This is a genomic window from Williamsia serinedens, assembly GCF_024171725.1.
In the GTDB taxonomy this organism is placed as follows: Bacteria; Actinomycetota; Actinomycetes; order Mycobacteriales; family Mycobacteriaceae; genus Williamsia_A; species Williamsia_A serinedens.
The window spans coordinates 1-1,425 of sequence record NZ_JAMTCG010000025.1 but is presented as its reverse complement, the minus strand read 5'-3'; the positions used below and the strand labels follow the sequence as shown (position 1 = coordinate 1,425).

Genomic DNA, 1,425 nt, shown 5'->3' with positions numbered 1-1,425 from the left:
GCCGTTCGCTGCGATTGCTGGACTGTTCGCAGGTAAGTGGAGTCTGGTCGACAACGCGAAGAACGCAGCTGACGCGGCGGCTGCCGATGCGCAGAGCGCGAAGACGGCCGCTCAGCAGGCGAACAACAAGGTGACTGCCCTACTGCAGGGCGGCACGCGCACTGTGTACACGTCGAATGGAACGTGGACGAAGTCGTCCGATCTGATCAAGTTGGGTGTGCTGTTGTACGGCGGGGGCCGGCGGGGGGCAAACGCTTCGTTTAACGGTCAAGGCGGTTTCGGCGGCGGCGTTGTCTACGCGGAGTTCACTGCCGATGTACTTCCTGCCTCGGTCGACTACACCATTGGTGCCGGGAGTTCTGATCCGAACACGGTTTCTAAGACGTCTTTCGGAACGATCATTGATTCGGGTAGCACCAACGGCGGACAGCTTTCCAATTCCACTTTGCTCGCTCTCGCGTCCGGAATTTTTCCTGGCAACGGCGGCAATAGCGGTGGGCAGGTGTACAACAGCAACGGAACTGGCATTGCCGATCCCGGCAAGCCGGGAGGTTCGACCAACCTCGCCAACGGCGGGGCGGGAGGCACAGGAGCCGGCGGAGCTGGCGGAAACGCCCCTGTTACCGGTCAGTATCTGGCTGGCGGCGGCGGAGGTGGCGGCGGCGTCTCGCAGGACAACCTGTTCGCGTCGATGGCGAACGGTGGCGCTGGCGGCTTCCCGGGCGGCGGAGGTGGTGCTGCTGGGCGCAACCGCAACGAGACGTACACAGTCGGGGGCTATGGGGCACCAGGCCTGATTGCCCTGATTGAGTTTAAGGCGGCGTCGTGAGTACCGCGTACAGGCTCGACTACTGGTCGATCACCTACACCGACGACGACGGTGCCGAGCACACGAAGTGGTTCCCACTGGACCTGTCGATGTATGGCGGGCAGGCGTGGTTGTTCCGGCTTGACCCGCCCACGTTGGATGGGCACGAGTACGTCCTGATCTGCGACCGCGGGTATCTGCTGGCTGTCACCACGATTGAGGGCGAACCCGAGAACATCGACGTGCCAACGCGGATCGAGAACATTGTTGAGGTGTTCGCTGCCCGCCCTGACGGGTCTGTGGAGTCGATGACCGCGGTTCGCACACCCACGTCGCTGAAGCGTCCTGCGGATGGCATCGACGTCGCAGCGATCCTCACCGCGCTCGGCTACGACGACTCCGGGCAACTTCAGTACCTCAAGGCCGACGGCACGTTGACAACCGGCACGGCGGCACAGATCGCGGCGTGGGAAGCACAGAAGGCTGACGAGTAACCCCCGAAAGGTCCCCAACTTCATATGAGCGCAGACGACTACGCCCGGGCAATCATCACCACCGGGCGGCAGATGGGCGTGTCCGACCGCGGTATCGCTATAGCCCTCGCCACCGCCCTCGTC

1 protein-coding gene and 1 pseudogene are annotated in these 1,425 nt (G+C 63.4%); both read left to right on the top strand.

All coding sequences use genetic code 11. The annotated features are described in order from the left end of the window. A pseudogene (locus LX12_RS21725) lies at positions 1 to 829 on the top strand (glycine-rich domain-containing protein); the annotation flags it as partial. Then, the gene (locus LX12_RS21720; RefSeq protein ID WP_253656703.1) at positions 826 to 1,302 is read left to right on the top strand and encodes a hypothetical protein; all 477 of its coding nucleotides are present in this window, start codon (positions 826 to 828) and stop codon (positions 1,300 to 1,302) included. The pseudogene LX12_RS21725 and the gene LX12_RS21720, both read left to right, overlap by 4 nt. The last annotated feature ends 123 nt before the right edge of the window (positions 1,303 to 1,425 follow it).